At 40.4% G+C, this 25,016-nt stretch carries 23 protein-coding genes and 1 pseudogene; 4 read left to right on the forward strand and 20 right to left on the reverse strand.

Annotation, left to right across the window (positions count from 1 at the left end; all coding sequences use genetic code 11):
* Positions 1-14: 14 nt before the first annotated feature.
* From ACTWP7_RS04955 to ACTWP7_RS04975, 5 genes are all read right to left on the reverse strand, one after another.
* Complete coding sequence (locus ACTWP7_RS04955; RefSeq protein ID WP_443122252.1) at positions 15-719, reverse strand: cytochrome c biogenesis CcdA family protein; 705 nt, start codon at positions 717-719, stop codon at positions 15-17.
* A gap of 143 nt (positions 720-862) precedes the next feature.
* Positions 863-1,081 (reverse strand): YneF family protein, encoded by a 219-nt coding sequence (locus ACTWP7_RS04960; RefSeq protein WP_173380447.1) that lies wholly within the window; start codon positions 1,079-1,081, stop codon positions 863-865.
* Positions 1,082-1,544: 463 nt separating this feature from the next.
* Complete coding sequence (tkt, locus tag ACTWP7_RS04965; RefSeq protein WP_443122441.1) at positions 1,545-3,554, reverse strand: transketolase; 2,010 nt, start codon at positions 3,552-3,554, stop codon at positions 1,545-1,547.
* 179 nt (positions 3,555-3,733) lie between these two features.
* Positions 3,734-3,967, reverse strand: coding sequence for a DUF896 domain-containing protein (locus ACTWP7_RS04970; protein WP_443122253.1), 234 nt, complete (start codon positions 3,965-3,967; stop codon positions 3,734-3,736).
* Positions 3,968-4,062: 95 nt separating this feature from the next.
* Positions 4,063-4,728, reverse strand: a complete 666-nt coding sequence (locus tag ACTWP7_RS04975; protein WP_443122254.1) for a YneB family resolvase-like protein — start codon at positions 4,726-4,728, stop codon at positions 4,063-4,065.
* A 323-nt stretch (positions 4,729-5,051) separates the two neighbouring features.
* Between ACTWP7_RS04975 and lexA the strand changes: the two genes are divergently transcribed.
* Together lexA and ACTWP7_RS04985 are read left to right on the forward strand one after the other, a co-directional pair.
* Positions 5,052-5,675 (forward strand): transcriptional repressor LexA, encoded by a 624-nt coding sequence (gene lexA / locus ACTWP7_RS04980; protein ID WP_224892471.1) that lies wholly within the window; start codon positions 5,052-5,054, stop codon positions 5,673-5,675.
* Between the two features lie 234 nt (positions 5,676-5,909).
* On the forward strand, positions 5,910-6,053 hold the full coding sequence (locus ACTWP7_RS04985) for a hypothetical protein (RefSeq protein ID WP_443122255.1): 144 nt from the start codon (positions 5,910-5,912) through the stop codon (positions 6,051-6,053).
* Positions 6,054-6,152: 99 nt separating this feature from the next.
* On the opposite strand, the pseudogene ACTWP7_RS04990 reads toward ACTWP7_RS04985, so the two are convergent.
* From ACTWP7_RS04990 to miaA, 9 genes and pseudogenes are all read right to left on the reverse strand, one after another.
* Positions 6,153-7,025, reverse strand: a pseudogene (locus ACTWP7_RS04990) (IS3 family transposase).
* 82 nt (positions 7,026-7,107) lie between these two features.
* Positions 7,108-7,656, reverse strand: a complete 549-nt coding sequence (locus ACTWP7_RS04995; protein WP_443122256.1) for a hypothetical protein — start codon at positions 7,654-7,656, stop codon at positions 7,108-7,110.
* 825 nt (positions 7,657-8,481) lie between these two features.
* A complete protein-coding gene (gene glnA, locus ACTWP7_RS05000) occupies positions 8,482-9,813 on the reverse strand; it encodes a type I glutamate--ammonia ligase (protein WP_014643367.1) in 1,332 nt (443 codons plus the stop codon).
* Positions 9,814-9,838: 25 nt separating this feature from the next.
* Positions 9,839-10,243, reverse strand: a complete 405-nt coding sequence (locus ACTWP7_RS05005) for a MerR family transcriptional regulator (RefSeq protein WP_014643366.1) — start codon at positions 10,241-10,243, stop codon at positions 9,839-9,841.
* Between the two features lie 133 nt (positions 10,244-10,376).
* On the reverse strand, positions 10,377-11,630 hold the full coding sequence (locus ACTWP7_RS05010) for a methionine gamma-lyase family protein (protein WP_443122257.1): 1,254 nt from the start codon (positions 11,628-11,630) through the stop codon (positions 10,377-10,379).
* 20 nt (positions 11,631-11,650) lie between these two features.
* Complete coding sequence (gene hflX, locus ACTWP7_RS05015; RefSeq protein WP_443122442.1) at positions 11,651-12,886, reverse strand: GTPase HflX; 1,236 nt, start codon at positions 12,884-12,886, stop codon at positions 11,651-11,653.
* 80 nt (positions 12,887-12,966) lie between these two features.
* A complete protein-coding gene (locus ACTWP7_RS05020) occupies positions 12,967-13,905 on the reverse strand; it encodes an AAA family ATPase (protein ID WP_443122258.1) in 939 nt (312 codons plus the stop codon).
* A 131-nt stretch (positions 13,906-14,036) separates the two neighbouring features.
* Positions 14,037-14,261, reverse strand: coding sequence for an RNA chaperone Hfq (gene hfq, locus ACTWP7_RS05025; RefSeq protein WP_443122259.1), 225 nt, complete (start codon positions 14,259-14,261; stop codon positions 14,037-14,039).
* A 45-nt stretch (positions 14,262-14,306) separates the two neighbouring features.
* Entirely contained in the window at positions 14,307-15,236 is a 930-nt protein-coding gene (gene miaA, locus ACTWP7_RS05030) for a tRNA (adenosine(37)-N6)-dimethylallyltransferase MiaA (protein WP_443122260.1), read from the reverse strand.
* 185 nt (positions 15,237-15,421) lie between these two features.
* Here miaA and ACTWP7_RS05035 point away from each other — a divergent pair, with 185 nt between their 5' ends.
* The gene (locus ACTWP7_RS05035) at positions 15,422-15,781 is read left to right on the forward strand and encodes a helix-turn-helix domain-containing protein (RefSeq protein ID WP_014643360.1); all 360 of its coding nucleotides are present in this window, start codon (positions 15,422-15,424) and stop codon (positions 15,779-15,781) included.
* Between the two features lie 158 nt (positions 15,782-15,939).
* On the forward strand, positions 15,940-16,152 hold the full coding sequence (locus ACTWP7_RS05040; RefSeq protein WP_443122261.1) for a hypothetical protein: 213 nt from the start codon (positions 15,940-15,942) through the stop codon (positions 16,150-16,152).
* Positions 16,153-16,202: 50 nt separating this feature from the next.
* Here ACTWP7_RS05040 and mutL read toward each other — a convergent pair whose 3' ends face one another.
* The 6 genes from mutL to ACTWP7_RS05070 all read right to left on the reverse strand — a co-directional run bounded on the left by mutL (position 16,203) and on the right by ACTWP7_RS05070 (position 25,016).
* Positions 16,203-18,071, reverse strand: a complete 1,869-nt coding sequence (gene mutL, locus ACTWP7_RS05045) for a DNA mismatch repair endonuclease MutL (RefSeq protein WP_443122262.1) — start codon at positions 18,069-18,071, stop codon at positions 16,203-16,205.
* 13 nt (positions 18,072-18,084) lie between these two features.
* Positions 18,085-20,664 (reverse strand): DNA mismatch repair protein MutS, encoded by a 2,580-nt coding sequence (gene mutS / locus ACTWP7_RS05050; protein WP_443122263.1) that lies wholly within the window; start codon positions 20,662-20,664, stop codon positions 18,085-18,087.
* A gap of 237 nt (positions 20,665-20,901) precedes the next feature.
* On the reverse strand, positions 20,902-21,474 hold the full coding sequence (locus ACTWP7_RS05055; protein WP_014643357.1) for an outer spore coat protein CotE: 573 nt from the start codon (positions 21,472-21,474) through the stop codon (positions 20,902-20,904).
* Between the two features lie 210 nt (positions 21,475-21,684).
* The gene (locus ACTWP7_RS05060) at positions 21,685-22,107 is read right to left on the reverse strand and encodes a RicAFT regulatory complex protein RicA family protein (RefSeq protein WP_014643356.1); all 423 of its coding nucleotides are present in this window, start codon (positions 22,105-22,107) and stop codon (positions 21,685-21,687) included.
* Complete coding sequence (gene miaB / locus ACTWP7_RS05065) at positions 22,108-23,679, reverse strand: tRNA (N6-isopentenyl adenosine(37)-C2)-methylthiotransferase MiaB (protein WP_014643355.1); 1,572 nt, start codon at positions 23,677-23,679, stop codon at positions 22,108-22,110.
* Positions 23,680-23,840: 161 nt separating this feature from the next.
* Positions 23,841-25,016, reverse strand: a complete 1,176-nt coding sequence (locus ACTWP7_RS05070; protein WP_443122264.1) for a glycine C-acetyltransferase — start codon at positions 25,014-25,016, stop codon at positions 23,841-23,843.

Here is a 25,016-nt window from a genome sequence, read left to right on the forward strand (position 1 = left end):
TCAAAATCCATTTCTTAAAAGCCCTGAAAACCGAATAAGCCAACTAAATAAGAGGTTAAGTCTGTCATCCAGTCAAAATATAAAGCAATTCCCATCATAATCATAATATAACCACCTATTTTCACAATAGTACCACTGTGCTTTCTTACCCAGTTTAATTTCCCTACAAAGAAGGATAGTACTAGGAAAGGCACAGAAAAGCCAAGTGAATAGGCAAGCATCATGACCATAAATAACTCAGGACTATCCGCAGCTAAGACCAATACGGCTGATAAGATCGGGCCCGTACAGGGTGTCCACCCTAAAGAAAAGGTCAGTCCAATTAAAAAAGAACCAATAAAGCCTGCCGGTCTATTTTTAAACGATATTTTTCGATCTTTCATTAGGAATTGAAAATTGAATACACCAATGATTATAAAACCAAAGAAAATAATTAAAATAGCACCTAAACGCCTTATGATCGTATCATTTTGAATGAGGAACTGGGATAAAAATGATCCCGAAAACCCTAGTACAAGAAAAATTGTAGTAAAACCTATTAAAAATGATATCGTGTGCAATAAGCTTTTACGCCTCAGCATGGCGTTATCGTCTTTTAACTCACTTACACTCATTCCTGTTATGTACGAGAGGAATGCGGGATATAAGGGGAGTACACACGGAGATATAAATGATAAGAAACCAGCCCCGAAGGCAATAAATATGTTTATTTCTGACATAATGCTTCCTCCAAAATTATACTAGACTCCTATTGTACCAAACCATATTTCAAAAAACGATGAAACAAGTGTGAACTTCTTAGAATTAACGGGACCATAAGAAAAGCCTTCTTTCCCCAAACAGAAAGAAGGCTTTATTTTGATTATTTCATTTGGTTGTTCATGGAACGCATCATTTGATTGATTTTCTTCTGTGATGGCTTCTGCCCCATCTGCATCATCAATGTGCGAAGCATTTGTTCATTAATTGGCGGGTTTTTCTTCAAATAGTTCATCATATACTTTCTTGCGATGAAAAAGCCAAGAGCTACTCCTCCGATGAGAGTGAGTACAGCAATGACGATAACCCAAATAATACCCAAAGTCATGTCTTCGTCTTCCTCCTTCGTGTTATCTCCCATAACAGTATAGTAAATGGTTCACAGAAATACAATAGTCGTTTACGATAATAAACTTTCACCTGCCAATGGGAATACCCAGCCATAATGATCTACGTCCAGTTGACGCTAAAAATTGAGCGGGAAGACATCCTATCATGGCTTAAACACGACATTCTCTGCCTGCCACAGACTTTCACACTGAAAAAGACAACAATAATTCTTATTAATTATTATATCATATTGTGAGCTTTTATCGAAGAACGGAAGCTTAGCTATTAGGCAACTTTTTATCCTTTAACTCTCGTATTTTACTTCTTGGATCTATGAGAGGGTTATGGAGAGAAATTTTCTAAAAGATTATTCCATACGTATTCTGTCTACTACTCAGCGGCTGATATATAAAAACAAGCTGTCGGTGGAATACCAACAGCTTGTTTAAATGATCTTAGGAGTTCATTAAATTCTCAGCGTGTTTAACTACATTATCTACAGTGAAACCAAAGTTTTCGATAATAGTATCTCCTGGGGCTGAAGCTCCAAATCGGTCGATGCCGAGCACCGTACCGTCGAGACCTACGTAGCGTTCCCATCCAAATGATGCAGCCATCTCTACAGCTAAACGTTTACGAACATTGGAAGGAAGGATGCTCTCTTGATATTCTCTGCTTTGAGCATTAAAGCGATCGAAAGAAGGAATACTTACAACGCGAACGTCATAACCTTTTTTCTTCAGTTCATTTTGAGCTTTTGCAATTAACTGCACTTCAGATCCAGAAGCTAACAGAATAGCATCCGGCTCTTCCTTATCGGAATCACTTAAAATATACGCTCCATGTTTAACACCTTCATAAGCGTTTTCTGCCGTGCCTTTAAGAGTTGGCAGACCCTGGCGAGTTAATACTAATGCGTTTGGAGTAGTATTAGATTCCAGAGCCAACTGCCATGCCGCACTGGTTTCATTTCCATCAGCAGGACGGATTACCGATAGATTTGGCATGGCACGAAGAGAAGGTAACTGCTCGATTGGCTCATGAGTCGGTCCATCTTCTCCAACGGCGACAGAATCGTGAGTAAAGACATAGTTTACCGGAAGATTCATTAGTGCAGATAGACGAAGAGCTGGTCTCAAGTAATCACTAAATACAAAGAATGTTCCGCCATAAACTTTAAGTCCGCCATGTAAGGCCATACCGTTTAAAGCTGCGGCCATTGCGAATTCTCTAACGCCAAACCAAATATTACGGCCGGCATAGTTATTACGAGAGAAGTCTTCTTCTTCTTTGACACTTGTTTTGTTTGAACCTGCCAAGTCTGAACTGCCTCCAAAGAAATATGGAACTTTAGCAGAAAGGGCATTAATAACATCACCTGAAGCAGCACGGGTTGCCGGGCTGTCTTCACCAGCTTGATATGTTGGAAGTTCGTGCTTCCATCCTTCAGGAAGTTCTCCTTTAATAGCCGCTTCAAGTTCAGCAGCCAGCTCAGGGTAGCTTTCTTTATACTGTTTCATAAGTTCATTCCAGGATTGTTCTTTCTCTTCTCCGTTTTGTTGAACTTTTTCGTTGAAATCCTGATATACTTCCTCTGGAACGTGAAATAGTTCTTCATGCTCCCACTCATAGTGAGCTTTCGCTGCAGTAACTTCTTCTTCTCCAAGTGGAGCCCCGTGAGAATCAGACTTCCCAGATTTATTGGGTGAACCATAGCCAATTACTGTTTTAACTTCGATCATCGTCGGTTGATCTGTATTTTGCTTGGCTTCTTGAATCGCCTTTGCAATTTCTTCGGTATCTGTTCCGTCCTCAACACGAATCACTTGCCAGCCATAAGCTTCATAGCGTTTTTCAACGCTTTCACTAAAGGAACGATCTAAATCTCCATCCAGGGAGATGTCATTAGAGTCATACAACACGACTAATTTGCCAAGGCCTAGATGACCTGCTAAAGAAGCAGTTTCTTGAGAAACACCTTCCATTAGATCTCCATCACCGCAAATAGCAAAAGTGTAGTGATCTACTACATTATAGTTATCTCGATTGTATTTAGCGCCTAAATGCGCTTCAGCCATTGCCATACCGGTAGCCATGGATAAACCTTGACCAAGTGGGCCAGTAGTTGCTTCCACACCATCCGTGTGTCCGTACTCAGGATGTCCTGGAGTTTTAGAATCCCACTGACGGAAAGATTTAAGATCGTCGATCGTCACATTGTATCCTGATAAATGCAGGAGACTATATAAAAGCATAGATCCGTGTCCCGCTGATAGTACAAAGCGGTCGCGGTTAAACCAGTCAGAGTTCTTAGGATTGTGATCCATAAATTTTGTCCAAAGGGTGTACGCCATAGGAGCTGCCCCCATTGGCATTCCCGGATGACCGGAACTTGCTTTTTCAACGGCATCGATAGTGAGTGTTCGGATTGTGTTTATTGAAGTTTGTTCAAGGCTGTTTGCCATAATCGCCATTCCCCTTTCTCTTTCGAAAATATGTACAAGTATTATCCTATAATGAATTGAGGTTTGAAACAAGCACGGGGGCAATATTTCAAGAAAAACCCAACCCTTACGATTAATTTTCCCAGAAAAGGGTTTCTTAAACAAAATAAATCCGTACATAAGCTGTACGGATTTATAAATCAGTTTTTCTTTTCATTTTCCTGCATTTCTCTTAATTTTTTAGGTGTAACATCTTTTCCTTCAGGGTCAATAACAGTAACACCCTTTAACTGGTTCTTAAAAGATTTACGAACATTTTTCAGGTATTCCTGTCTTAACTCCTGTTGTTCTTCTTTTTCCTTGACAGTTAATTCTTCTTGCTTAGATTTATTAGCCAGTTCATTTATACGATCAATCTTTTCTTTAGATAACATAGATCATACCCCTTTGTATTTATATTGTGATTAACAGGATCGATTCATGTATGAACAAGAAAAAGACAAGAGGCCACGCGACCCTTGTCATTTATTCAATCGTAACCTTTGTCTTCTTTTTTTTCAAGTAATACGTGCTCCTGATATCTTCGATGGACGGTTGCTTTTGATACATCATATCCAAGTCCACGAAGAGTAGCGGCTATATCTTTGAATGACAGTTTGTTCTGGCGTAAACGAACAACCTCGTGTATGGGAAATTCAATCCTCTCACGTCCAGGAGCCAAGTGCTGATTTGATAGATTAACTGCAGGATTATAACCTTCCTCAACCGCCTTCCTCATTCCTCTGCGGATCTTCATGTTATGTATTTTCCGCTGATACTCTTCTACGATGCCCACTATTTGAAGAACCATAGAGTCGGATTCGGCTATTTCCAACTCACCTTCATGGGAAAGTGAATAGATTTGAACGTCTAACTTATTTAATTGATGAAATAATGCAATTTTGGTGTTTCCTCTTCCAAGCCGAGTTTCATCTTGTATTAATAAGGCGTCCGCTTCCCTACTAGAAAAATATTCAAGCAAGCGGAAAATTCCCTCCCGTTCAATTTCATATCCGCTTGCTTGTTCCTCTATACAATCCACAACTTCCATACTATGGTGTGCGGCCATCTGTTTTAATTCATTTCTTTGTCTGTTCAAAGAAGAAACTTGCGCTTCTTTTTCTGTACTTACGCGACAATATAGGATAACTCTCATGATGTTCGGCCCTTTCTATTAAGTGTTCTCATTAAGCATATAATAGATTATCCAATGGAGACCATTGAAAAGTAAAGAAAGGCTAAACTTGCGATAAACAGCACCAGGTACGTAATATCAAGCTTTGACAGTTTGTTGAACATGATTAGACCCTCCAATTTTAGGAACGAACGTTCTTGAGAACTAATGTTCGCTTTTTCTAATTCTAATTATATACGAACAATCGTTCTTGTCAACCGGATTTTTCGAACGCTTGTTTGTATTATTTAAGTAAGCATGGTACAATGTGGTTACTATAAATCCTATGTACGAGGTGTAAATCTATGAGTAAACTTTCAAAGAGACAACAAGAAATATTAGATTTTATTAAAGAGCAAGTAATTATGAAAGGTTATCCGCCTTCAGTCCGTGAGATCGGTCAATCCGTTGGCCTGGCATCCAGTTCAACGGTTCACGGACACCTATCGCGTTTAGAAAAAAAGGGGTACATTCGTAGAGACCCTACTAAACCAAGAGCTATTGAAGTAATAGAGTTAGAGGAAGATCACAGTATCCCAAGAAGTGAAGCCTCCTATGCACCTGTCATTGGTAAAGTTACGGCTGGTTCTCCGATTACCGCAGTCGAGAATATCGAAGAGTACGTGCCTCTTCCGGACTCTTTAGCCGGTACGGACGATAACACGTTTGTACTTGTGGTACAGGGTGAAAGTATGATTGAGGCTGGTATTCTGGATGGTGACATGGTAATTGTAAGACAACAGCAGACTGCTCAAAACGGCGACATTGTAGTAGCCATGACTGAGGATGAGGAAGCTACCGTTAAGCGTTTTTTCAAAGAAAGAAACCATATCCGCCTGCAGCCGGAAAATGCTACGATGGAACCTATTCTTTTAAATGACGTATCTATTCTAGGACGGGTAGTAGGTTTGTATCGTACTGTTCATTAATTAAATATTAAGGGCAGCTCTTAAGAGCTGCCCTTTTTTATGTGTTTACCCATTAAATACTACTAAAAAGTTCTATTTAAAATAATTTCTATTCCGTTCTTCCTTCCCATAAGGTGGACTTTCCTTGAAAAGAGCTGGTTTACCAAATGTTTGATACAGGGTACTTAAGTTCAAACGGATTATCGTAAGGAAGGTCATTCTTGAGCTTGAACTATAAGTAAGGAGTTGATTAACATGGGATTAAAGTCAAAGCTCTCAAAAATCCTTAGAATCTGGAACGACGTGGATGCTGTTCGTAATAACCGACTTGGCCAGCGAGTCGGCAGGAGAGCTGCAGGTAAAATCAGTGGAAAACTCATACGTAAAATATTTAAATAGAGGCTATTTTTGCTGTAAACAAGCAATAATAGCCCTTATGTTCACTGGAGTGACACAGTTAAATAAGACTCCCTCAGACACACTGGCTGTTAATTTGAATCAACGTGAGTTTAGCTTTTGAAAAGGCGACAATCATTGTAGTAATACATTTGCGTATGCGCGCATACGGTATGTTGATTTATTTTCCTCACTCTAGAAGACTGGATTATTCTGATATTAACGTGGAGTAGAATGATTCGATGATGGCATTATTAAAGCAGCTCCCTCATCGGGACATGCTTTGATAGTGCCTCTTTATTTGCCTCTTATTGAGACTGATAGGACATACGTGTACTGTAAACCTTGGTCCTATGAAAGGATCACCTCATATATGTCAACATGTCCTTCACATACCTTTCCTTAACGTATTTAATTCGAAGGATGTATCTTGTCTATCAAGGATAGAGTAAGAGAGGATTTCATTATGATATAAGTCCTTAATCGTTGTAAAATACTCGACATAAACATTACGCCAGAGTATGGTCTTCTACACTTAGTTTTCTCCTCACAAAACTCAATGATATCCTTCTCCAGAACTGATGGTCCCCACACCTTTCTCCGTAAGCGATCATAGGGGCATTCTTTAGCTCTACCAGAGCATTAAAAATATCTTTAGGGTACTTGCGCTTAAATGCTTCTACAGTTTGGAGAATACTTTTGGATCCACTTCCTTGCGATTCACCGGTACTATTCCAGCTTTTCATCTTTGCTTACAAAATAAGCTATCTTATTTTCTTAAGCTGAGGCATTTCTTCCCCCATTTTCCGGTCATTTCAAGTGAAGATATTGTTCATCTATAGGTTAAGAGAACCTGTGGGTTTCCGCGTTCTTAAATCTTTTCCTACTCGATTTAATTTGGCACTAATTCTTAATCCCAAACATGCCCATAAACTCTTGATTCGTGTGATTCTCTTCTAATTTAAATTGAACCACTTGCTTTTGTTACCTATAAGGAATACACCTCCAAGTGTATTTTTACAACTTTACATCCATTTGTTACTTCTACTCATTCTATTTACTTAATACCGTTGTTTCTTAAATACTCAATCAAAGCGAACAAAATTTGCTCTTTACGTTCCTTATAATTAGTGTCCATCTTTATACGCTGGCTACTAAAAAGAAAAGCATCATGCAAATAAAAGATGCGGGGCGTAGCTTGCCAAGTATGTTCTGTAATCCTATTCCATATATATATTTCAAATTTTTCGGAATAGTTTTTTTGTTTAATACATGAGCGTACGTCTGTTTTTTTTACTTCAACGGATCCTTCGAACATATTTTTACGAGCAATTTCCCACCACATTTCCGATCTATAAAATTCTCGGACATCATCCTCTTTAGCAACATTTGTTGCATTAGGTTTTTGTGTTTCATTAACCAGTGTACGTTCTTCGATAAACGACCATAGATCATCTTTGTTTATTCGCCAGCCGTCCTTACGTGTCGCAGGTTCGACCCCTTTAATAGTGCCATTTCGCAACCATCGTCGAAGGCTCTCCTTATGTGTCGTAATTTTATATTGCTTCAATTTTTCCAATGCTTGATCGACAGTATATTGTTCCATTCTACATCCCCTAACAAATCAATTGTTGTATATAAATCATAACACAACACGTGTTGCGAAACACTTTAAAGCAGGTTAAATCTGAGATTATTGAACGTTTTTAAACTTAAAAACGCTCCATATCCAAAGCGCTGAACGCTGTCGTTTTTAATCAGACGCCGTCTTTTTTATTCAAATTGTCAAAAAAGATATTTTTATGAAAAGAAGTTAATGGTTTCATTACATAAACTTCTGGCTCTTTCTCAGACTAGCTTAACAGCCAAGACACGATTAATGTTATCCAATAAAGAAAAGCAATGTTGTCCTGTTGAAATTATGGGTCCATCATAAAAATAAACCATCAACGGATATACGTAGAATTAAGAATAAGTCCTACTCAAAAGCTTAGATGAAATGGTTTAAAACAAAGATAGTTATCGTTAGGTCGGTGGATCTGGGGAAACTAATAGTTTACCGAGCTTCTGAGGAGCCGCTGTTTGATGTACAATTTAATTACTCCTGCAAATATTCGCTTAAAAAAACAAAATAATTTAATTGTATATTGTAATGCTACTTGGGAGGTAGCTTAATTTTGATAGGTGTTCAATCGAATATTTAGTGTCGTAGTCATTAAATTCATGATCTTCTATATCCAAATACGCATTACGAGCATTAATAAATACTACATTTACGGACTTTATATTCTCTAAGAATTTAACACAGGGTATCGGAATTTTCAGGGGTGAAATAGAGGATAAATTAGAAAGATGAAACATTGATAATTATAATTTATCCTACAATATAAGAAAAAGCCTCAGCGCTTAGAGCGCCAAGGCTTGATGAGGATTAATATGTTTGCAGATATTGTTCCCGCTCCCAAGGGTGTACTTGCGTACGGAACATATCCCATTCGATTTCTTTTGCTTCAATAAAGTGTTCAAACAGGTGCTCTCCAAGAGCTTCGACCATAATTGGATCTTCCTGCAGTTCTTCCAGCGCATTGAAGAGTGTGGCTGGAAGATCTTTAATGCCGTGTGCTTCACGTTCCTTTTTGTTCATCACATAAATGTTTCGGTCAACTGGAGTTGGGGCTTTCAATTTATTTTCCACACCGTCAAGCCCTGCGGCTAGTAACACAGACATAGCCATATAAGGGTTTGCGGCAGGGTCTACGCTTCTTACCTCTATACGTGTGCTTAAGCCACGGGAGGTAGGAACACGCACGAGCGGACTGCGGTTCTGGCCGGACCAGGCAACGTAGCAAGGTGCTTCGTAACCAGGTACTAGACGTTTGTAAGAGTTTACCGTAGGGTTTGTGATAGCCGTGAAGTTTGTGGCATGTTTAATGATCCCAGCTGTAAACTGATAAGCAACTTCGGATAATTCTTTGTCACCGTTTTCATCATAAAAAGCATTTCCATCCTCGTTAAACAAAGACATGTTTGCATGCATCCCGGAACCGTTCACACCAAATAGAGGCTTTGGCATGAAAGTTGCGTGAAGACCATGCTGACGAGCGATCGTTTTTACAACTAGTTTAAATGTCTGAATATCATCACAGTGCTTCACAGCATCTGAGTATTTGAAATCAATTTCGTGCTGCCCGGGTGCCACTTCGTGGTGGGATGCTTCTATTTCAAATCCAATTTCTTCAAGTTCTAGCACAATATCCCGTCGGCAATTTTCACCTAAATCAGTTGGAGCAAGGTCGAAATAACCACCTTTATCATTCAGCTCCATCGTAGGTTCGCCTTTTTCATCAAGTTTAAACAAAAAGAACTCAGGCTCTGTGCCTATGTTAAAGGCGGAAAAACCAAGCTTTTCCATTTTTTTGATGTTACGTTTTAAGTTATAACGCGGGCACCCTTCAAAAGGAGTCTTGTCCGGGTTGTAAATGTCACAAATGAAGCGTGCTACTTTTCCTTTTTCAGATGTCCAAGGAAAGACCACGAATGTATCCAGATCTGGTACTAAGTACATGTCGGATTCCTCGATGCGTACGAACCCTTCGATAGATGAACCATCAAACATCATCATACCCTCTAAAGCCTTATCCAGTTGACTAAGCGGGATTTCGACATTTTTGATAGTTCCCAGCATATCCGTAAACTGCAATCGAATAAAACGGACATTTTCCTCATCAAGTTTCTTGTAAATTTCTTCTTTGGTTAACCCCATAATTCCAGTCTCCTCTCAACACAATTTAATGGAAGAATCTAGATAATTCCCCCTGCCTAATTCCAAGTTTACCTTGCCTTCCCGCGGTGAAAAGTTCTTGCTGCAGCATACGACGCAGTTCTTTTTCAGTTAGTTCACTATGAACTTCCTCTACTCGCTTCTCGTCATATGCCTCGTTCTCCGGCTGATCTGTCAGCTTAAGAACCTGCTTTATCCCTGCCATATTAACGCCTTGTTCAATGAGGTCTTTAATTTCCAGCAGTCGATCTACATCATTGAATGAAAACAGCCGGCGGTTCCCTTCTGAACGGGCAGGTTGTACTAGCTGGTGCTGCTCATAATAGCGGATCTGCCGGGCAGAAAGGTCTGTCAGTGATTGAACAATCCCCATCGGGAATAACGGCATGGAACGACGAATCTCATCACTCATCGTGTGCCACCTCCCCATAAGAATGATACTGCTTTAATTATACGATAAGTAGAGGATATGTCAACATATGTGAGGAATGTTCACACATATATATTGAAATAGTAAAAAGGTAAGAAAATCTCTCATTTTCTAGTTAAACTCTCACCTTTACATACCCTTCTTCTAACAGACGTTTGATTGCTGCAGTTACAGCTATCTTTACGTGAGAATAGGTTAGCCCGCCTTGGACAAAAGCCGTGTAAGGAGGCCTTATAGGGCCGTCGGCCGTCAGCTCAAGACTAGCCCCCTGGATAAAGGTTCCTGCTGCCATGATGACATGATCATCATACCCGGGCATTGGACTGGGCTCTGGGCTGACATGTGAATTAATCGGAGAAGCATGTTGAATGGACTGGCAAAATCGAATCATTTGCTCAGCCGAATCAAAATTCACAGCCTGAATTAAATCAGTTCGCTCAGCATTATAGGCTGGATTCGTGTCAAACCCCAGCAAGTTAAGAAAGTGAGCTGTAAACACAGCTCCTTTTAGCGCTTCTCCTACTACATGAGGCGCTAGAAAGATACCCTGATACATTTCTTGAAGACTATTCAGGCTCGCCCCTGTTTCTTTACCCAGACCTGGAGCCGTTAAGCGGTAGCTGCATAGTTCAATGAGTTCTTCTTTACCGGCTATGTAACCGCCCATTCTCGCAATCCCGCCTCCAGGGTTTTTGATTAATGACCCGGCAATTAAATCAGCTCCTGCTTCAAGCGGCTCTTTCATTTCCACAAACTCTCCATAGCAATTGTCGACAAAAATAATGATGTCACTTTTTACTTCCCGGATCCGTTCGATTATAGAAGAGATTTGTTTTATAGTGAATGACGGCCGATCCTCATATCCTTTTGAACGCTGAATCCCTACCATCTTCGTCGCGGAAGAGATGGAAGAAAGGATTTCCTCAACCTGAAAATCTCCCTCTCTGGTTAAAGGTATGGACTGATAAGAAACCCCGAAATCTCTCAGCGATCCCATATCCTTTTTCCGGCCTGTCCCTATAACGTCCCTGAGAGTATCGTAGGGCTCGCCAGTGATATATAAAAGCTCATCCCCTGGCCGCAGGACGCCGAACAAAGCAGTTGTAATCGCATGGGTGCCTGAAATTAATTGCGGGCGGACAAGGGCGTCCTCTGCCTTGAAAATTTCTGCATAAAGAGATTCAAGTGTATCTCTCCCAAAGTCATCGTAGCCATAGCCTGTTGTTGGGTTGAAATGAGAATCACTCACCCTTAATTTTTGAAAAGCATGGAGTACTTTCTCCTGATTAAATTCAACAATTTCATCAATTCGTTTATGTTCGGGTGTTATTTCTTGTTCACTTTGCATTTTAATGGTTTCGATATTCATGATGGTGTCTTCCTAACTTTTTATAGTATCTGATGTTTCAACGGATGGTCCGGATGGATGAATCCATGAAGAGCATATCCCTCTTTATCCTCGTAGAAATCCATGCTGGTAATCATGCTGAACTTTTTGAATTGCTGAAGGCGTTTACCTTCTGATGCAGGAATAAACACATCGTATTCATGCCACTCTTCCTTTAACACTACTTCTATCTTATCTAAGATCCGCTTCAAATCGATCCGGTCGTGTACACTAACAGTTAAGGATGGATGAGTTTCGGGGATGAAATCCTCACGAAGTAAATCCTTTTTGTTATAAACCGTAAGCATTGGCAACTGCCCCGCCCCTAATTCATCAAGCAGCCGCAGAACTGTTTTTTCTTGCTGTAGGTGGTCAGGGTGAGAAGCATCCACCATATGCAGAATAAAATCAGCTTCTGTCACTTCTTCAAGTGTGGACCTGAAAGCAGCTATCAGGGTAGTCGGAAGGTCTTGAATAAAACCTACAGTATCGGAAATAAGGGCTTGAAATCCTGATGGAAGACTCATCTGTCTCGTCAAAGGATCAAGAGTAGCAAACAACAGATTTTCTTCATATGAATCACTTTCCGTCACACGATTAAAAAATGTGGATTTCCCTGCGTTCGTATAACCTACAATCGCAATTTGAAAAGCCTGGTTTTCTTTACGACGCTGGCGATACTGTTCCCTCTGCTTGACTACAGCGTTCAAACGCTTCTTAATATCATCGATTCTGCGTCTTATGTGACGGCGATCGGTTTCGAGTTTTGTCTCTCCTGGACCACGCGTTCCTATTCCTCCGCCCAATCGGGAGAGCTCTGTCCCCTGTCCTGCCAGACGAGGCAATAAGTACTGCAGCTGGGCTAATTCTACTTGAAGTTTACCTTCCTTAGTGCGTGCGCGGCTGGCGAATATATCTAAAATAAGCTGACTTCTGTCCAGCACACGTCGTTCAACCTTATCCGAAATATTCCTAAGCTGGCCAGGAGTAAGTTCGTCATTAAAGATAATTAGCTCAGCATCTGTTTCCAAAGCCGCAGCTTTTATCTCTTCTAACTTCCCTTCACCTAAATATGTAGCCGGGTGTACCCGGTCCCTTTTTTGTGTTATAACTCTGCATACATCTCCATCCGCAGTTTCCGTTAACGATTGGAGTTCCTCAAGTGAAGAGTTAAACCGCTTTTCTTCCTCGTTAGGATCTTTTCTGGCTACTAGGATCACTCGCTCTTTACCTTGCATAATTCCACCTTCTTTTCTATATACCTGAATGATTCCATTCCCATCATACCAAAAAGTACCGTAGATAGATAACGGTACCATTATGGAGACGGAAACGAATTCGTTTCCGAAAAATCTTCCTCTTCTAAAGTCATTAAGGCTGCTTTCTTTTGATTTGGGCTGCTAATTACCCGCCAGGCGTGTTTGCGAATGGCTTCTTCTATTACATTGCGTACATAACGAGCGTTGGAAAAATTTCCATCTCTACAGGAACAAACATAGGATAAATGCTGATATAATTTCCTTTCTGCGTCAGCTGTCAAACAGTAATCGCGATCACGTAGCATGCCGTTAGCAATAGCTGCTAACTCGGAGGCGGAATAATTCGAAAAAGATAACTGGATGGGAAATCGGGAGGCTAAGCCGGGGTTAATTTGTAAAAAATCATCCATTTCATCCGGGTATCCCGCTAGAATGATAATGAATTGATTATGATGATCCTCCATGCATTTCACAATCGTATCAATAGCTTCCTTCCCAAAGTCCTTTTCCCCGCCTCTTGCCAGAGAATAAGCTTCATCAATAAAGAGGACGCCACCGAGCGCCTTATGAATTAAGTCTTTTGTTTTTTTTGCTGTATGGCCTATATATTCTCCAACAAGATCACTGCGGTCCACTTCTATAAAATGCCCCTTCTCTAGCACTTCGATTTCATAAAAAAGCTGGGCTACCATTCTGGCGATCGTTGTTTTTCCTGTACCCGGGTTTCCTTTATAAACCATATGAAGTACCTGTTGATCAGATTTCAAACCTAGTTCTTTCCTTTTATGAGCAATTAATACCTGAGCATAAATTTCCTTAATACGAACTTTCAAATCCCCAAGACCCACGATCGATGAAAAGAAATCATCAATTCTACGAAAAGGTGTTAAAGGCTGCTCTTTAGGGCGAACATGCTGGATGGGCACAGCTTTAGACTTCGTATCATTAAGAACAATGTTAATTGTTCCTGGCTTAGCTGTTTTTGCTTGCGAGTGCACATGGATCCCTCCTCGTTTCCATTCATCATACGCATTTAAAACCAAACCTGTGACAGAAGCCTATATAACAGTTGCCAGAAAACGATCAAAATAAAAACGGACGCTGTATAAGCGTCCGTTCTTTTAAAATTCTATTCTTTCTCCAATGAAACGTTTTTCATCGGAGAAAACGTCGAAATTGCATGTTTGAAAATTAATTGCTGCTTCCCATCGGTCTCGAGAAGGACAGTGAAATTATCAAATGCCTTAACAGTCCCCCGAAGCTGGAAACCGTTAAGCAGAAAGACAGTCACTTGCATACGATCTTTTCTCAGTTGGTTTAAGTAGTTATCTTGGATATTTACGGATTGAGCCATGGATTTTCCTCCTCTATTCTATCTGTACTAGTACCATTCTATTTTTCACTTCATCATTCCTGCTAAATCATTTAAAATTGTTTCAATTTTCTCCTCATATCCCCGCTCTGAAATCGAATACCAACGAACATTCATTTTATTACGAAAATAAGTGTACTGCCTCTTAGCATAGCGTCTGGAATTCCTTTTCAGCAGCTCTACGGCACGATCCAAACTGTATTCTCCATTAAAGTATGGAAGAAACTCTTTGTAACCAATGGCCTTCATCGCCTGCGTATGTTCATACCCTTTATCGTATAAACGTTTTACCTCAGCGATTAAACCCTCTTCTACCATTTGATCGACCCTTCGATTAATCCGGTTATACAACTCTTCTCTTTCCATCTCAAGACCTAAAATTAAAGGGCGGAAAGGTGATTCATTGCTCTGCTGTTTCTGATAATCACTCATCACTTTGCCTGTAGTTTCATAAACTTCCAGCGCTCTCAATACACGCCGCTCATTGTTTGGGTGGACTTTTTCTGCCTGCTCAGGATCAACCGATCGCAAACGTTGGTACAGAGCTTCCATACCATACTCGGAAGCTTCTTTTTCCAGGCGCTTAATCACCTGCTCATCCCTTTTTTCCTCAGAAAAATTAAAATTGTAAAGCGTAGCCTGTATGTATAATCCGGTCCCGCCAACAATCACGGGTACATTCCCCCGAGAACTGATCGTCCGTATAAGACTTTGAACTTTATTCTGAAATTCAGCTACAGAAAAACTTTCGTCCGGTTCTTTAATATCAACCAGGTGATGAGGAATACCTTGCATTTCCTGTTCCGTAACCTTAGCCGTTCCAATATCCATCGATTTATAAATCTGCATTGAATCTCCGCTGATGACTTCTCCTCCAAAACGTTTCGCAATTTCAACCCCAAGTTTTGATTTACCAACAGCCGTAGGACCAACTACAGAAATGACTAATGGCTTCATTTTTCACACCTCCATCACTGGTACCCATTATACATGAAACGCATAGGAATCATACCTCAGAGCATATACTAACGGAATCCGTTACCACTACTAACGAAATCCGTTAGTATAAATCAAAATATTCGTTAGTTGTACTATCGAGATTCGTTAGTTTGTGTTATAGTATAAAAAAGGAGGCGTCCACAGTGGTTCATGAAAGAATTCGTTCACTAAGAAAAAATCGAAGGTTAACCCAATCGAACTTGGCTGAAAAGGTCGGTGTCTCTCCGCAGGTCGTGTCAAACTGGGAAAGGAATTACACTTCCCCTGATTTGAGTGATTTAACTAAAATTGCTCACGCGCTCCAAACCACTGCCGATTACTTACTGGGTATGAGCGATGAAAAAGAAGATGAAATTAGAGAGATCAAACAGCTCCTTGAAACGAAAGGGTATGACAAACCGGTTTTCTTTGATAAAAAAGCCTGGTTCGGCATCCAGCCTGATGACATAAAACAAATTGATAATTACTTCCGATTTTTATTACAGCAAAAAAATATATCGTAAGTCCCCTCCCCTGTAGAGCGGAGAAAAAGCCAACATTAATTGATCATAAATAGATTATGTCAATTAATGTTGGCTTTTTAATTTCCTCGAATCTATATCCATAAACAGGAAATGATTATCTTCTGTCGAATTTTAGTATTAAGGAGGAGATATTCTTTATGGATGCTAAAGAAAAATTTAAGGCGCAAAAAATTAGTTTGCAGTGCCCTCATTGTAATAAAGATATAGAGATTGGAACGAGTGCTGTCTTTGAAAATGACCATACGATCACTTGCCCGGTATGCCAGACAAAAATTCACCTGGAAAATTCTGAAGCTTTAAATAAGCTAAGAAAACAATTAAACGGGTTAAAGAAATGGACTGGATCTTAATAAAGAAAGGCCAACACCCTTTGCATAGGTGTTGGCCTTTCTAATGTACCTCACATAACCCTTTTAAACATTTTCTCCATTTCATACTCTGAAAAGTGAACAATAATTGGTCGTCCGTGCGGACATGTAAATGGATCGGTCGACGTTCTTAAATCTTCTAATAGTCGTGACATTCCTGTGTGATCTAAATAATGATTCGCTTTAATGGATCGTTTGCAGGACATAAGAATAGCTGCCTCTTCCCTCAATTTAAGAACATTAATGCGATCTTCATTCATTAACTGATCAATTATTTCATGAATAACTTCTTCTTCGAAACCTTTCGGAAACCACTGAGGATGACTACGGATAATATAACTCTGCTCTCCGAATGTCTCAAAGAATAGACCAACTTTTTCAAGCTCTTCTTTATATTCCTCAATTTTTAATGATTCCTGTTTACTAAAATCAAAAGTGAGCGGCACTAGTAATTCTTGAACCTCATGATCTACTTCTGCTAATTTATCTCTGAAAAATTCATATTTAATTCTCTCTTGTGCGGCGTGCTGATCCACGATGTACATCCCATCTTCATTTTGAGCAATGATATATGTGCCGTGCACCTGGCCAACAGGATGCATTGCCGGTACGCGGCTCGGGGCCTTCTCTTCTGTTAATGAAATGTCCTCGCGATCCTGTTCTTCATTGACAGAGCTTTCCTCAGCTTCAAAAACAGGCACCTCTTCTTTAACTAGAGTATCCTGCCGGGCTGAAAAGGAAGCGGCCTCCTCGGCATCCTCACTATTTGAATCCTCATCTGTAATCGAATCCATTGAACGTCTTCCAGCATTTTGCGCTGCACTTTTCTGCTCCGTATAAAAATCAAAAGCTCCCTGAGTGGATTTCTCTTTCTTTTCCGGTTTAGGGTTGGCATGCTGCACCTCAGGAATCAGTCTTTGCTCACGAAAAGCTTTTGTAATGGATTCCTGCAAGGCTTCAAACAATTCCTTTTCCTTACTGAATCGGACTTCTAATTTAGCTGGATGCACATTCACATCTACAAGTATTGGATCCATTTCGATATTAAGCACCACAATTGGACTTTTCCCAATCGGGAGTAATGTGTGATACCCCTGTAGTACTGCTTTGTTCAAAGGAATGCTTCGAATAAAACGTCCATTAATAATGGTCGACATATAACTACGGGAAGCACGGTACACTTCGGGCTTTGCAATATATCCCGTTACTTTAAAGTCCAGAGTATCTGCTTGAATAGGAATCATTTTCCTAGCTACATTCACACCATAAATCTTTGCAATTACCTGTAGCAGGTCTCCCCTGCCGTTGGTCTGAAATATTTCTTTATCATTATGAGTGCATTTAAATTTAATTTCTGGATGAGCGAGTGCCATTCGGTTTAGCACATCCGTAATATGGCCAAGCTCTGTGTGGATCGTCTTCATATATTTTAAACGGGCCGGAGTATTAAAAAACAATTCTTCAACAGTGATGTCCGTCCCCTGCCTGGCATCACTCTTGCTCTTGTTCATTAGTTTTCCGCCCTCCAAATCGAGTTTTGTACCCGCTTGATCTCCTGTAGATGTTTGCACCCTCAGGCGGCTTACAGCTGCAATACTAGCCAGGGCTTCACCACGAAAGCCTAATGTCCGTACGTGGAATAGATCATTTTCACTACTGATTTTACTCGTGGCATGACGGTAAAAAGCTCTTTCACAGTCTTCCTCTTCCATCCCTGCCCCATTATCTGTAATGCGTATCTTTTGTAAACCAGCTTCCATTAGTTCAATCGTAACCCATGAAGCTCCTGCATCAATACTGTTTTCAGCGAGTTCTTTGACAACAGAGGCTGGCCGCTCCACAACTTCTCCAGCAGCTATTTTATTGGATAAATGGTCAGGCATAAGTTGAACATGCGCCATCTCTGTTCCTCCTTTACGATTTAATCCGTTTTTGTAATTGATATAACTCATTCATAGCATCCATCGGTGTCATTTCCATTAAATCCAGTCCTTTAAGATAGGATTCTACATTTGACTTTGATTTCGTTCCTTTTTTCGCATGGGGCTTCTGCTCTTCTACAAACATAGTAAGCTGCTCTTCTTCTAAGGAAGCGCTCGACTCTTCAGCAGCTGAACTGGAACTTTCAAATTGGGTAAGAAGAGCGGTGGCGCGATTAATTAAAGAGGAGGGGAGATCAGCAAGTTTCGCTACGTGAATACCGTAACTTTCATCTGCCGGTCCATCTTTAATCTGATGGAGAAACACCACATTTCCTTCGTATTCTTCCGCACGTACGTGGACATTTTTCAATCGCTCAAGCTGGTCTTCCAGTGAAGTTAATTCATGATAGTGAGTGGAAAACAATGTTTTCGCACGAATATGCTCGTGGATATGCTCCACAATCGATTGAGCAAGTGCCATACCGTCGTAGGTGCTTGTACCACGGCCTATTTCATCAAGCAGAATCATACTGTGTTCGGTCGCGTTACTAAGAGCATGATTCGCTTCTAGCATTTCAACCATAAAAGTACTTTGACCGGAAACAAGATCATCAGCCGCTCCTATTCTTGTAAAAATTTGATCAAATATTGGAAGAGTAGCAGATTCACATGGTATAAAACTACCCATTTGGCCAAGAATTGCGATCAATGCAAGCTGCCTCATGTACGTACTTTTACCAGACATATTCGGCCCCGTAATAAGAAGCACATCGGTTTCTTCATTCATATAAATATCATTAGGAACGAAGGTTTCATCTTTAAGTACGTTTTCTACCACAGGATGACGTCCCTGCTTGATATCCACTAATCTCGCTTGTCCATAAAAAGGTCGCACGTATCCATTTGTCTCAGCAATTTGAGCAAACCCCTGAAGTACATCAATACGACTGATTTGTTCAGCTAATCGCTGAAGCTCCTGAACATACGTTTTTACTTTTTCCCTTACTTCAAGAAAAAGTTCATATTCTAAATCTACACTTTTCTCCTGAGCTTCAAGGATCATGGTTTCTTTTTCTTTTAACTCAGGTGTAATAAATCGTTCAGCATTCGTCAATGTCTGCTTCCGTTCGTACATTCCTTCAGGCAGGTGACGCAAATTCGCTTTCGTTACTTCAATATAATATCCGAACACACGATTATAGCCGATTTTAAGAGACCGGATTCCAGTGGCTTCTCTTTCTTTCTTTTCCAGTTGAGCAATCCATTGCTTCCCATTTCTTGAAGCATCACGGTATTCATCCAGCTGCTGGTGGAAACCATCTTGAATTAATCCACCTTCTTTAATCGTAATCGGCGGGTCCTCTGCTATACTACCTTCTAATAATTCTTTAAGTTCATGAAGCGGATCTATTTTTTCGTAGAGGCTCTTCATTGAAGAATGATTGAAGGACCCCAGCGTTTCCAGAATATCAGGTATTTTTCTTAACGAATTTCGCACTTGAATTAGATCTCTGGCATTCACATTGCCATAGGCTACACGACCGGCGAGCCGTTCGAGGTCATACACAGAAGTTAATTGCTCTCTAAGAGTTTCCCGCTCAAAAAACTGATCCAATAACCCTTCTACCTGATCATGCCGAGCTTCTATCGCTTGCTTCGTAAGAAGAGGACGTTCCATCCATTTCTTTAACATCCTTGCGCCCATAGCTGTAATTGTCTTATCTACAACCGACAATAAGCTGCCAGACTTTCCTTGCTTCCGGAGAGTTTCGACTAACTCCAGATTTCTTTTTGAATACATATCAAGGGTCATATACTGGTTTAATTCAACCACTCGAACAGGCTGCAAATGATCAAGGGAGCGTTTTTGCGTCAATTGAATATATTGTAGCAGACGGCCGAACCCAATAAGAAGCTTCTCCTGTCGTACCTCTTTTACTAACTCTTGAAACTCTTCTTGAATGGACGTCTCATCCTGATGAGAAATAGTGTAGCCCAGTCGATCTTCAAGAATTTCCTGCTGTTCGTGATTGAAGTCACTTGCTAAAACAATTTCTTTAACAGGACGGCTGTACAATTCACTGATTGCTGCATCAAACCCTCCAGTGATTAATGCCACATTGTTTTCTCCTGTGGTCAGGTCGTTGTAGCTCACCGTGTACGTACCATCATTAAACTCACTGAGGGAAGCAAGATAGTTGTTTTCCTTTTCCTCAAGCATACTGCCTTCCATGACTGTCCCAGGAGTAATGAGCTGAACTACTTCACGCCTCACCACTCCCTTGGCAGCTTTTGGATCTTCAACTTGTTCGCAGATCGCTACTTTAAATCCTTTTTCAACTAGTTGCTTTATGTAATTTTCAGCTGAATGATAAGGCACACCGCACATAGGTATCCGATCTTCAGCTCCACCGTCACGGCTTGTTAATGTAATTTCGAGCTCTTTAGAAGCACGGAGCGCATCGTTGAAAAACATTTCATAAAAATCTCCAAGACGAAAGAAAAGAAAAGCATCTTTATTTTCTGCTTTAATCTTTAAATATTGCTGCATCATAGGTGTATATTGTGCCATAAAGTCAATCCTCCAAAACGTTCTGTGTTCATACTATTCCAATTATAGCACACAACCTTAACTCTCTTGAACGAAAGCATACTCAACTAAAAAAAGGGAAATGTTACCATACCCATTTTAAAAAAGCTCTAGCGCCTACTTTTAGAAAATTCCTAAAAGAGCCTTAATGCATCCATCTAAACTTTAATTGGATTAAAAAAAAGAAAATCCTCGCTGAAGTCAGCAAGGAATCTGTATCTAATCATGCTTATCGTCGTCACTGCTGGAAGAAGGAAGAAAATCAGTTTCAATAGTTGAAAAATCATCAGATGATAGCTCATATTCATAATCGTCATCCTTATCACAACCATGAGGATCGACTTTTACGCAAAGTTTGGTTTCCCCGATAACATCCACGGTAAATTCTCTTTCCACTTCTACCACGATCTTTTGACCATTGGCGGTTATATTCGCTTCTAGACAATTAGGCTGCTGAACAACTTTAGCTATTACTTCCACGTCGTCATGAATACAGTTGTCATCTTTAATAGAGAGTTTGACAAGATCACAATAGTTCACTCGTTCTGTGACTACCTCAGTTTTCGTATTATCGTTATACGAATACCAAACATTCACATCGTAGCTTCCTGAGACCTCCACATGCTCCCCTTTTTTCTTTGCATTGTAAATGTGGTTAATGACCCAACAACCCAGGATACTTGTCGGGCGGTGCGAGGGGCTGATCGTGTGCGTGGATTCTGTAAACTTTTTACCTTTTCCAATTACAGCTTTTGTAATGATCTCCCTGTAATCACGCTCAAAAAAAGACATAGGGTTTCACTCCTCCTTATTCTACCACCCATCCTATGCAGGGGTTGGGCGAATGGTTACTAACATGATAAAGACCTAAGGACGTGTTTAATTCATTCTATGCAAGAGCCCATAAAAACTGCACGAAAAAAATCCGCCAAAGGGATAAACCCTATGGCGGACAGGTATTTGAGCGAAAAAAATATTTTTTTGCGACATCGATTTAAGGAATTAACTGCAGCTGCTGCCTTTAGTTTTTGATCCCGTTTCGCCCTTGAGTAAGTCTCCACCTGTTGAGCGGATTACTTCATTTGTGACTTCACGCGAAATTGTGCTTGAAACCATCTGCAGGATATCATTAATGACTGTTTGGCTCTCTTTAAATTCAGCTACTACAGGAATTTCATCCAACTCATTCTGCAGACGATCAATTTCTTTTTCTACACGCTCTAATGCTTCTGACTTTCCATAAGCTTGAAAGTTTACAGCTTGTTTTTGTAAAGCTTTAATCTTTTTTATATGAGATTGAACTTTCTGGTTCTCATTCAACTTTGCTTCCAACTGCTTAAAGCGATCGATTTCTTCTATATTAGCCATCATATTAGCTAGTTTGTGAGCTTCATCTACTACTTGCTTTCTAGTATACTCTGCCATTTATTTCACCTCTACACTTGCTTCCACCATTTCTCCATCAAGAGACCAGGTTTTCGCTTTAGTTATTTTCACCGGTACAATTTGACCGATGGATGATCTAGGAGCACGAAAATTGACTAGCTTGTTACGCTTCGTGTATCCAGCCAGCACTTCCTCATTATTCTTACTTTCGCCTTCTACAAGAACATGAACAATCTCGCCTTCATATTGCTTCATCGCCTCTGCTGACTGTTCATTAACCAACTTATTCAGACGTTGTAGACGATCTTTTTTCTCTTCCATAGAAACGTTATCCTTCATTTTAGCTGCTGGTGTGTTTTCCCTTGGAGAATAGATAAATGTATAAGCCGCTTCAAATCCGACTTCTTCTACAAGTGAAAGAGTATCCTGGAACTGCTCTTCTGTTTCATTCGGGAAACCAACGATAATATCGGTAGTGAGAGTAGCGTCCGGCATAGATTTTCGAATTCTCTTAACAAGCTCCAGATATTCTTCTCTCGAATATTTGCGCCCCATGATCTTAAGGACATCCGTATTACCTGATTGGACAGGCAGGTGAATATGGTCGAGCATATTACCTCCCTTAGAAAGCACCTCAATGAGCCGGTCATCGAAGTCACGTGGGTGAGAGGTTGTAAACCTCACGCGCGGGATATCTATGCTGCGAAGCTCATCCATCAAGTCACCAAGGCCATATTCTAAGTCAAGGTCTTTACCGTAAGCGTTCACGTTTTGACCAAGTAAAGTAACTTCTTTATATCCCTGGGCAGCCAGGTGCCTTACTTCCTGAATTATATCAGCTGGTAATCGGCTGCGTTCTTTGCCTCGTGTATATGGAACAATGCAATACGTGCAGAACTTATCACAACCGTACATGATATTAACCCATGCTTTAATCTTGCCTTTACGGGAACGCGGAAGGTTTTCGATGATGTCTCCCTCTTTGGACCAAACATCAATAACCATTTCTTTTCCGAACATAGCTTCTTTTACAAGTTGTGGCAGCCGGTGAATGTTATGTGTCCCAAAAATCAAATCGATAAATGGATGCTTCTTCAAGATGCGATTCACAACAGATTCCTCCTGAGACATGCATCCGCAAACACCAATGATTAAATTAGGGTTTTCCATTTTTAATGGTTTTAAGTGACCAATTTCACCAAAAACCTTGTTCTCGGCATTCTCTCTTATCGCACAAGTATTAAGAAGGATGATATCCGCCTCTTTCGTATCCGAGGTGGACTCATATCCCATTTCTTCAAATATTCCGGCCATAACCTCTGTGTCATGTTCGTTCATTTGACACCCGTATGTACGGATCATATATTTTTTCCCTTTACCAGACTGATCCATATCTTCAGGTATTGTAAAATCATAATGAACATCTGTTTCTTTCTTCTTCCTGCGCTGCGCATCCCTCATATTCGGAGGCTGGTAAGTAGTTTCAAAATATTTCATGAAATCTTCACTAGATTTCTCTTTCAGACGATTCAAGTTATTTTTATCTGATGTCGCTTCTTCGGGATTAACCTGACGAATTTGCGACATATCTTTTCGCTGTTGTTCGTTCATTGCGATCTCCTTTCAAGCCGAGCCTTCTAACTGTCTTATTATATCAAGTTTTTCTCTGAATTTTAAGTAGAATAGAGAATTTCTCTTCATTCTCCAAAATAGTATCAGTTTTTACGAAAAAAAGCCACCATGACTGATGATCATAGCGGCTTACGAAGAAATTATATAATCCCTAATTTTTTACCAACGGCTTCAAATGCATCCAAGGCTTCTTTAAGCTCTTCCTTTGAATGTTCAGCTGTTACGATGGTTCGAACTCTTCCCTTACCGCGTTGTACAGTCGGGAAGACAATTCCTTGAGCAAATACTCCGTGCTCAAATAACTCATCTGAAAACTTATGGGTTAGGGCATCGTCTCCAATCATAACAGGCGTGACTGGGGTCTCGCTGATGCCTGTATCAAACCCGAGAGAAGAGAGGCCGTCTTTAAAATATTTCGTATTATCCCAAAGCTTTTCAATTAACTCCGGTTCATCCAGAAGTACATCGATAGCTGCATCGTTAGCCGCTGTAACTGCAGGCGGATGAGAGGTGCTGAACAAAAATGGACGTCCTTTATGAATTAAGTATTCCCTGAGTGTTTGCGTACTAGCCACATATCCGCCGAGTACACCAATTGCTTTACTTAAGGTCCCCACTTGAATATGCACACGACCATCAAGATTAAAATGATTTACTGTTCCGCGTCCATTATCTCCCAGGACACCGCTGGCATGGGCATCATCAACCATAATGAGGGCGTTATGCTTTTCTGCAAGTTCGACAATCTCCGGGAGCGGTGCAATATTACCATCCATGGAAAACACCCCGTCCGTCACGACTAAGCGCGTACGATACTCCGAACTTGCCTGCAGTGCTTTTTCTAAAGACTTCATGTCCACATGCTTATAAATTTTTCGATCCGCCTTCGTTAAGCGAATGCCATCGATAATAGAGGCGTGATTCAGTTCATCAGAAATAACTACATCTTCTTTTCCTAAAATGGAAGAAAGTACACCTTGATTGGTAGTGAATCCGGATTGAAACACAAGAGCTGCTTCCGTGTGCTTGAATTTTGCAAGTTTCTTTTCAAAATCTTCATGCATTTGCAATGTTCCCGCAATGGTACGAACGGAACCAGTTCCAACACCAAATTCTTCGTTAGCTTTTTCCGCAGCTTTCTTCATCTTTGGGTGAGATGTTAATCCTAAATAATTATTGGAGGAAAGCTGAATGACTTCTTTTCCTTTAATCGTCACTCTTGATCCTTGGGCTGATTCCAACGGGATCAAACTTCTGAATGTTCCTTCATCCTTCATTTCATCTAATTGTTCTTGTAAATATTCAAAACCCTTCAT

This window comes from Halobacillus sp. B29, from assembly GCF_052246755.1.
Lineage (GTDB): Bacteria > Bacillota > Bacilli > Bacillales > Halobacillaceae > Halobacillus > Halobacillus halophilus.

Excerpts from the sequence above, each read along its gene's own strand:
- ACTWP7_RS04955 (WP_443122252.1), bottom strand. The coding sequence starts at position 719 with ATGTCAGAAATAAACATATTTATTGCCTTCGGGGCTGGTTTCTTATCA.
- tkt (WP_443122441.1), bottom strand. The coding sequence starts at position 3,554 with ATGGCAAACAGCCTTGAACAAACTTCAATAAACACAATCCGAACACTC.
- ACTWP7_RS04970 (WP_443122253.1), bottom strand. The coding sequence starts at position 3,967 with ATGTTATCTAAAGAAAAGATTGATCGTATAAATGAACTGGCTAATAAA.
- ACTWP7_RS04975 (WP_443122254.1), bottom strand. The coding sequence starts at position 4,728 with ATGAGAGTTATCCTATATTGTCGCGTAAGTACAGAAAAAGAAGCGCAA.
- lexA (WP_224892471.1), top strand. The coding sequence starts at position 5,052 with ATGAGTAAACTTTCAAAGAGACAACAAGAAATATTAGATTTTATTAAA.
- ACTWP7_RS04985 (WP_443122255.1), top strand. The coding sequence starts at position 5,910 with ATGGGATTAAAGTCAAAGCTCTCAAAAATCCTTAGAATCTGGAACGAC.
- ACTWP7_RS04995 (WP_443122256.1), bottom strand. The coding sequence starts at position 7,656 with ATGGAACAATATACTGTCGATCAAGCATTGGAAAAATTGAAGCAATAT.
- glnA (WP_014643367.1), bottom strand. The coding sequence starts at position 9,813 with ATGGGGTTAACCAAAGAAGAAATTTACAAGAAACTTGATGAGGAAAAT.
- ACTWP7_RS05005 (WP_014643366.1), bottom strand. The coding sequence starts at position 10,243 with ATGAGTGATGAGATTCGTCGTTCCATGCCGTTATTCCCGATGGGGATT.
- ACTWP7_RS05010 (WP_443122257.1), bottom strand. The coding sequence starts at position 11,630 with ATGAATATCGAAACCATTAAAATGCAAAGTGAACAAGAAATAACACCC.
- hflX (WP_443122442.1), bottom strand. The coding sequence starts at position 12,886 with ATGCAAGGTAAAGAGCGAGTGATCCTAGTAGCCAGAAAAGATCCTAAC.
- hfq (WP_443122259.1), bottom strand. The coding sequence starts at position 14,261 with ATGGCTCAATCCGTAAATATCCAAGATAACTACTTAAACCAACTGAGA.
- miaA (WP_443122260.1), bottom strand. The coding sequence starts at position 15,236 with ATGAAGCCATTAGTCATTTCTGTAGTTGGTCCTACGGCTGTTGGTAAA.
- ACTWP7_RS05040 (WP_443122261.1), top strand. The coding sequence starts at position 15,940 with ATGGATGCTAAAGAAAAATTTAAGGCGCAAAAAATTAGTTTGCAGTGC.
- mutL (WP_443122262.1), bottom strand. The coding sequence starts at position 18,071 with ATGGCGCATGTTCAACTTATGCCTGACCATTTATCCAATAAAATAGCT.
- mutS (WP_443122263.1), bottom strand. The coding sequence starts at position 20,664 with ATGGCACAATATACACCTATGATGCAGCAATATTTAAAGATTAAAGCA.
- ACTWP7_RS05055 (WP_014643357.1), bottom strand. The coding sequence starts at position 21,474 with ATGTCTTTTTTTGAGCGTGATTACAGGGAGATCATTACAAAAGCTGTA.
- ACTWP7_RS05060 (WP_014643356.1), bottom strand. The coding sequence starts at position 22,107 with ATGGCAGAGTATACTAGAAAGCAAGTAGTAGATGAAGCTCACAAACTA.
- miaB (WP_014643355.1), bottom strand. The coding sequence starts at position 23,679 with ATGAACGAACAACAGCGAAAAGATATGTCGCAAATTCGTCAGGTTAAT.
- ACTWP7_RS05070 (WP_443122264.1), bottom strand. The coding sequence starts at position 25,016 with ATGAAGGGTTTTGAATATTTACAAGAACAATTAGATGAAATGAAGGAT.